We start from the raw sequence: 6,346 nt of genomic DNA, 5'->3' as shown, positions 1-6,346 counted from the left end.
GGTGGGCGTGGACCGGGGGGTGGTCACGGCCGCCGTGACCTCGGACGGGGAGTTCTTCGACCGCCGCCACGCCGGAACCAGCGGTGTCTCCTCCCTGCAGCTGCCACGGGAGACGAAACAAGACCGGCAGGACGACCTGGGGTATGTCACGCCCGGCGAAGCGGAACGGTATCTACGGCTGCAACGCCGACTCGCCCGCACGCAGAAGGGATCGAAGCGCCGCAAGACGGTCAGGGCCGCGATGAGTGAGATCATGCGGCGCATCCGGTGGCGGCGCGCTGACTTCAACGCCCAAGCCGCGCACCGGCTCACCCGCGCCTACGGGCACGTCGTCATCGAAGACCTGAACACCAAGGGCATGAGCACGGCCGTCAAGCCCAAGCCCGACCCCGACCGGCCGGGCAGGTTCCTGCGCAACGGCGCGGCAGCGAAATCCGGGCTCAACAAGGCGATTCTCGACAAGGGCTGGTACGGGCTGGAAGTCGCTCTCCGCTCCAAGGCCCGCTATACCGGCAGCGTCATCCATAAGATCAACCCCGCGTACACGTCCCAGACGTGCCCGGAACCTGCGTGCGGGAAGGTGGACGAGAAGAGCCGCAAGAGCCAAGCGATCTTCTCCTGCACTTCCTGCGGGCACACCGAGCACGCCGACATCGTCGGGGCGAGGAACATCAAGAGCAAAGGACAGGCGGCCGGGCTGGTCGTCTCAGGGCGTGGAGACCCACCCGGGTCCGCGAAACGTCAAGCACCCCGTCCCACAGCGCGGGCCGCGCAAGCGGCACGAGCTGCCGCATAGCGGCACGGGAATCCCCGCCCCTTCAGAACGGGGAGCAGGTCAACTCTTCTCCGATTGGGATCCCGAGGACGTGGCGGTCCTCGAAGCGGCGGTCGGACACCACCCCACCTGGGCAGTGCAGATCGACATCTCCGGACGGATCGACGGCACCGCAGAGGTTCACCAAATGGTCGCGCTGCTGCTTGAGCACGGAGGCGTGGCAACAGATGACTACTCCGTCCACCCCTGGACCCTGCAGGAAATCAAGTCTGAAACAGTGATCGCCTACCACGAACTCAATCGCGAGCATTGATACTCCGGAATCGATCAGCATTCAAAGCGTAAGTTCAAAGAAGCGTGTGTCCGCTGTCCGATGCTGCGGATCGACCTGGCCCAGGGTCCCCGTCTGCCGCAGAGCGAAGACGACACCCGCGAACGCCTGGCCGAAGCCAAACGCATGCGGTGGCTCGGCGAGCTGGTCTTCACCAACGAGGTTTTACAGCGCTTCGAGGCCGAGCCGGCGGCCCTGAACAAGGCGGATAGCAGCGTGCTGAGGCCGAACCCCTTGCCAGACGGCATCCGGTCGACCGGCCTCCGAGGAGGCCGGCGCGGCCCGGAGCCGACAGGCTCGATCAGCCGATCGGTGGTGCGAGGTATTCCAGCGCATAACCGTCGCCGGAGGGGGTTACGCGGGCGATGCCGGGTGAGTCGAGGTGGGCGCCGGCTACGAAGTGGTGTGGTCGGGTCAGTTGTTCGAGGAGGGCCGCTCGCGCGGCGCGGGCCTGCGACTGGTTGCCGTCGAGCTCCCAGGACACGTTCGGCTGATCGAATTGGAGCGTGGGAACGTGAACGGTGTCGCCCCAGGCGAGAAGGTGGCCGGTGCCGCTCCTGACGTCGTAGACGGTGTGACCGGGTGTGTGGCCTGGTGTCGGGATCGCGGTGATCCAGTCGTTGATCGCGACCTTCTCCGACACGGGTACGACCCGGTCGCGGATCGGCTCGAGCCGCCCCTTGAACACCGAGGTGTCGCCCGCGCCGATCCACACGCGCTCGAGTTTGGTGAACGCCTCTGAACCGTCCGGCGCGATCAGGCCGCTCACGTGGTCTTCGTGTTTGTGGGTGATGGCCACATCGGTGACATGCGCGCGGTCGATTCCCGCTTCGTCGAGCGCGTCGTAGATCAATCCCATGGTGGGGTCGTGCCAGGCGTTGGACGCGCCGGTGTCGATGAGAACCGACCGTGTGCCGTCGGTGACGAAGAAGGCGTTGACCGACAGCCGCAAGTTGTCGCCGGCCAGCGGAACGGCGGCTGGCAGCTCATCGAGCGTGCGCCCATCCTCGTCGCGAAGCCGTGTCGGCGGCATGTCGATGTACCCGTCTCGCAACGAGATCACCTGCAGATCGCCGAATGCGAACGTGGCATGGAGCTGGCCACTCGAGATCAAACGCATGGAGCCTCCGTCGTGTTGGGCGCACATCGCGCCTCTCCGATAGAAGATCTTATCTTCTTTAGGAGAAACCCTACACTGTGGGCAGCGAGGTACCCAACGATCAAGGAGCACGGTGGTCGAGCAAGACGGAAACGCGCCCGAATCACAGCACGGTGACGACCTGGCCGGCGCGTTCGGCGGTAACGTGCGGCGACGCCGCGAGGAGGCGGGCCTGACGCTGGAACAGCTGTCCACACAGTCGTCGGTCAGCCGGGCGATGCTGTCCAAGGTCGAACGCGGTGAGAAGAGCCCGACGATCGGCGTCGCGTCCAGGATCGCCCACGCGCTCGACGCGTCGCTCTCGGACCTGATCGGTGCGCCGGCTGCTGCCGCGTCTGGTGTGGCCATTGTCATGCGTAAGAACGATCGCCCCGTTTTCCGTGACCCGGAAACCGGCTTCGAGCGGCACATGGTGTCAGCGGCCCCGGGCGCGGGAGGAGCCGAGATGGTCGTCCACTACCTCCCCGCGCAGGTCTCTACCGGGCTGCTGCCCGCATATCCGCCGGGTACGGAGAAACAACTCGTGGTGCTCGAAGGCATCCTCACCGTCGCGATCGGCGGGATCAGCGAGACCCTGAACACAGGCGACTCCCTGTTCTTCCAGGCCGACGCGGACCACGGCTTCGCCAACCGAACGAACGCTCCCTGCGAATACATCATGGTCATCTCGCGCAGAACCTGATCGGCCGCAGCTTGCGGGCCTGGACAAAGCCGGCTAGGGCATCGCCGCACTCACGGCATTCTCCGGAAAAGCCGACTCGCGAGCAGCTCCGCGACGTGTCGGTACCCATGCGGCTGACCGTCGGCGGCCAGGCACCGACTGGCCCGGCGCTGCTCGCCAACTGGCTGCCTTCTAGCCGACGCGTTCAGGCTCTCTACTGCGTCAAAGCCGCGGACCAGGACCGTACCTGCTGGGCGAGAGCGGCCACATGCTCGGGAGGTGTGGTCTTGACGATTCCGTGTCCGAGATTGAACACGAACGGGCCACCACTGAGCGCGTTCAAGATGCGCTCTGTTTCCGCGTGGAGTGCGGGCCCACCCGCGACCAGGAGCTGAGGGTCGAGGTTGCCCTGCACGCACCGGCCGAGTTCTTGCTGCACCTTCCGCGCGGCCCACTCCACAGGCACTGCCGAGTCGAGCCCGACGCAGTCCACGCCGGTCGCCTCGGCGAAGCCGTTGTAGGCAAGCCCCGCGCCGCGCGGAAAGGCGATGATGGGAACACTCGGATGCTTCGCCTTCAGCGCCGCGACGATGGCGGCGACCGGCGTGACGCACCAACGCTGGAACAGCGGGTCGGGGAGTATTCCGGCCCAGCTCTCGAAGAGTTGGATCGCTTCGGCACCCGCCTGAATCTGACGGTCCAAGAACTCGATGGTGGCCGCCGTGAGCAGGTCGATCAGGGGTTGGAACCCCTCCGGATCGCTCAGCGCCCACTGCTTGACGATGGAGTGCTCTGAGCTGCCACCGCCGCGCCCTTCGACCATGTAGGTCGCGACCGTCCACGGCGCACCGGCATAGCCGATCAACGTGATCTCGTCAGGCAACGCGCGAGTGAGTCGTCTGACGGTCTCGTAGATCGGGGCCAGTTCTTCGTGCAAGCGGGAGGCGCTCAAGAACTCGGTGATGTCCGAAGCCGAACGGATCGGGGGCGTGAGGACGGGGCCGTCACCGACCCGGTACTCCAAGGTCTGCCCCAACGCCGCCGCGATCTGGGGAAGATCCGCGAACAGGATCGCGGCGTCGAGCGTGAAGCGGCGGAGCGGTTGCAAGGTGACCTCGACCGCATGCTCGGGCGAATTGCACAGCCCCACCATTCCGCCCGCAGCCTCGCGGACGTCGTGGTACTCCGGCAGATAGCGTCCGGCCTGCCGCATGAGCCAGATCGGTGGTCGCTCGGTGCGCTCGCCCGCGAGCGCGCGCAACAGCAGCTTCTTCGGTCTCGCCTCGCCCGCCACGTGATCGACGTCCGACTCTTCCCGCATATCGACGCCCACGCGCCTCCGTCCTGCTCAGATACGCGAGCCCCAACCAGCTCGATCAGCACACGCACCCCTACAAGCGAAGGTACGCGCTACCACCCTATCTACGCCCACTACCTAGATCGACAGACTGGTGACGGCCGGGCTGCTGTAGGAGACGTTCTTGCCTCCCACGAACGGCAGCAGGCGCTTCGTCTCCTGTTCCAAGGCCGCCTGATCGATCGCGGACAGCGGGCGGAACGGCGTGAGGAGCAGGGTGTCACCTTGGAGGGACCAGGTTCCGTGCACGTGGCCGTCCACCAGGAAGGTGGGCCGTACTCGTGCCTGACCAGGCATCACGCGCTTTCGGTTCTCGTGGCTGATGATGCGGGTCCGGTCGGCGTGGCCGAGCAGGGCGTTGTCGAAGGCGGGCAGCAGTCGTACGGGGGCGGGCGTGTCGGGGTCGGGCAGTTCCGCGTCGGCGACGTCGATCAGTTCCCTGCCGTCGGGGTCGCGGTAGTAGCGCAGTTCGGCGCGCATGTCAGAGACGATCTCGCCGAGGCGGGTCAGCCCGGACCAGGCCTGTACGTCCATGATCCCGGCTGGGCCGAATGCTGCCAGATAGCGGCGGATGAGGTCCTTGGCGGTCGCCGGGGCCATGGGCCGGCCGAGCCAGGTCTCGGCGGGCGTGACGGAGACGGCCGATCGGGTGCCCCAGGACCCCCATGTGCCGGCGGCCGGGTTGTGGATGAGAGGGGTTCTGAGCTCGACCTCCCCGGCGAGGACGCGCCCATCGCGGCCTGGGTGACGTTCGGCCAGCCGCCGGGCCAGTTCCTTTCGCGGTGTCGTCTCGCCCGCCAGCAGCTCAAGCCCGGTGGCGACCAGTGAGGCGGTGTCCAGGCCCGCGTTGTCGCGGGCGAAGTACGCCGAGCGGGCGGTGCGGTCGAGGACGGGCTGCAGCAGCGGCCGCAGCCGGCGGAAGTCGTCGGCCGCGGCGAGGTGCTGGGTGCTGCGGAGCAGACCGGAGCGGACCACCTTGCGGTCCTGCAGCAGTGTGGTGAGCTGGGCGTGGGTGAAGCCGCAGATCCTGCTCCACAGCCCGACGTAGGGCCAGTTCGGCTCTTGCGCCTGCAGCGCGACCAGGCGTCCGATCACCTCCAGCGGGGTGTGATCGGTGCGGGCCAGCAGGAACTGGCGGCCCAGCAGGGCCCGGTTCAGGACCCTGCTCGAGAGAGTTCTCATGACAGCCGCACCGAGACATTGCCCCGGTAGGAGCCCTGGAGCAGGGACAAGAACGCCTGCGGCACGTCTTCGACCCCGCCCTTGATGACCGTCTGCGGATAGACGAAGCGGCCCTCGCCCAGCCAGGCGCTGAAGTGCTCCCGCCAGGCGGCGATCTGGTCGGGGGTGTGGTGGCAGGAGAACGGCAGCAGCTGAATGCCGCTGGCCTGGGCCGCGGCATGGTCGGGCGCGGGGAAGCGTTCGGCCGCGTCGCCGAGCTGGCTGGACAGCGAGCCGCACAGCGCGAAGCGGGCGCCGGGCCTGGCCGCCTGCAGCGCGGCCTGGTACTGCTCGCCGACCTTGGCGGGGCTGCCGGCGCTGCCGATCACCCGCGCCGCGCCGAGGCACTTGGAGATCTGCCCGGCCAGTGAGCCGACCCCGCCCGCCGCGCCGGAGACGAACACCACGTCGCCCTCGCCGACGCCCGCCACGTCGGCCATCCCGTAGTAGGCCGTCGGCCCCTGACCGAGGTAGTAGCCGGGGTCCGCGACGGGATCAAGCTTCATGTACTGGGCGGCCGGGCCCGCCGAGTACTCGCTCCAGCCGGTCATCGACTGGACCAGGTCGCCAACCGCGAGCTCGGAACTGTCGGAGCGGACCACGGTGCCGATGGTCGCCACGCCCACCCGCTGCCCCGGCTGCCAGGCCGGGACCGGGATGGTGCAGTCGGCCCGCATCAGCTCCAGATAGGTCGCGGCGAGCCCGATCTGGTCGGTGCGCACCAGGACCTCGCCGTCCACCTCCGTCTTGGCGACGGTGAAATGGCCGAGCGTGGGGGCGCCGGTGATCTGGGCGGTCAGCTGGATCTCACGGGTGATCATTCGTCTGTCCTTACCTCGGGC

General features: G+C 67.6%; 7 protein-coding genes. 3 read left to right on the top strand and 4 right to left on the bottom strand.

What is annotated here, in order from left to right; translation table 11 throughout:
* Positions 1 to 796, top strand: a 796-nt coding sequence (locus tag AB0B64_RS55340) for a transposase (RefSeq protein WP_358202894.1), incomplete at its 5' end; no start/stop codon positions are given.
* Positions 797 to 866: 70 nt separating this feature from the next.
* Positions 867 to 1,088, top strand: coding sequence for a hypothetical protein (locus tag AB0B64_RS55335; RefSeq protein ID WP_357952798.1), 222 nt, complete (start codon positions 867 to 869; stop codon positions 1,086 to 1,088).
* A 319-nt stretch (positions 1,089 to 1,407) separates the two neighbouring features.
* Here the strand turns inward: AB0B64_RS55335 and AB0B64_RS55330 are convergent, their stop codons facing one another.
* Positions 1,408 to 2,226, bottom strand: a complete 819-nt coding sequence (locus AB0B64_RS55330) for an MBL fold metallo-hydrolase (protein ID WP_358202887.1) — start codon at positions 2,224 to 2,226, stop codon at positions 1,408 to 1,410.
* 112 nt (positions 2,227 to 2,338) lie between these two features.
* Between AB0B64_RS55330 and AB0B64_RS55325 the strand changes: the two genes are divergently transcribed.
* A complete protein-coding gene (locus AB0B64_RS55325; RefSeq protein WP_357952800.1) occupies positions 2,339 to 2,947 on the top strand; it encodes an XRE family transcriptional regulator in 609 nt (202 codons plus the stop codon).
* 193 nt (positions 2,948 to 3,140) lie between these two features.
* On the opposite strand, the gene hemE is transcribed toward AB0B64_RS55325, so the two are convergent.
* From hemE to AB0B64_RS55310, 3 genes are all read right to left on the bottom strand, one after another.
* On the bottom strand, positions 3,141 to 4,259 hold the full coding sequence (gene hemE, locus AB0B64_RS55320; protein WP_358202878.1) for a uroporphyrinogen decarboxylase: 1,119 nt from the start codon (positions 4,257 to 4,259) through the stop codon (positions 3,141 to 3,143).
* Positions 4,260 to 4,361: 102 nt separating this feature from the next.
* Positions 4,362 to 5,465 carry a winged helix DNA-binding domain-containing protein gene (locus AB0B64_RS55315; RefSeq protein ID WP_358202869.1) on the bottom strand — a complete coding sequence of 368 codons (1,104 nt, stop codon included), beginning with the start codon at positions 5,463 to 5,465 and terminating at the stop codon, positions 4,362 to 4,364.
* Positions 5,462 to 6,325 (bottom strand): NADP-dependent oxidoreductase, encoded by an 864-nt coding sequence (locus AB0B64_RS55310; RefSeq protein WP_357952803.1) that lies wholly within the window; start codon positions 6,323 to 6,325, stop codon positions 5,462 to 5,464. Before AB0B64_RS55310 ends, AB0B64_RS55315 begins: the two co-directional genes overlap by 4 nt.
* Positions 6,326 to 6,346 lie beyond the last annotated feature (21 nt).

The organism is Nonomuraea sp. NPDC049129, from assembly GCF_040648495.1.
Lineage (GTDB): Bacteria > Actinomycetota > Actinomycetes > Streptosporangiales > Streptosporangiaceae > Nonomuraea.
Note: the sequence above shows the minus strand (reverse complement) of the source record. Positions and strands in the feature narration are given on the sequence as shown.